The organism is Enterobacter sp. SECR19-1250, assembly GCF_013391025.1.
Taxonomy (GTDB): domain Bacteria; phylum Pseudomonadota; class Gammaproteobacteria; order Enterobacterales; family Enterobacteriaceae; genus Enterobacter; species Enterobacter cloacae.
The window spans coordinates 1-434 of sequence record NZ_JACASJ010000315.1; the positions used below are offsets into that span (position 1 = coordinate 1).

Here is a 434-nt window from a genome sequence, read left to right on the forward strand (position 1 = left end):
CATCAGCAAAAGGGGATGATAAGTTTATCACCACCGACTATTTGCAACAGTGCCGGTCCACTTGCCCCGCACCTTGACGTAGGTTTCATCCAGGCGCCAGCTCGGATCAAAGCCACGCCGCCAGAACCAGCGCAGCCGCTTCTCCATCTCCGGGGCGTAGCACTGGACCCAGCGATAGATCGTCGTATGGTCGACCGAAATGCCGCGTTCCGCCAGCATTTCCTCAAGGTCGCGATAGCTGATCGGATAGCGACAATACCAGCGCACCGCCCACAGGATCACATCACCCTGGAAATGGCGCCACTTGAAATCCGTCATCGTTCCGTCCGTCCAATCTCCGCCAAGCATGCTCAAGCTTCACGATTTTTGCAACAGAGCCCACACGAGTATTGAGCATAGTCGAGATTGGTGCAGATCACTTCTGATATTGAACT

1 pseudogene is annotated in these 434 nt (G+C 54.8%); it reads right to left on the bottom strand.

Features of this window, described 5'->3' with window-relative positions:
* Positions 1-57 precede the first annotated feature (57 nt).
* A pseudogene (locus tag HX884_RS26790) lies at positions 58-318 on the bottom strand (IS6 family transposase); the annotation flags it as partial.
* Positions 319-434: the final 116 nt, after the last annotated feature.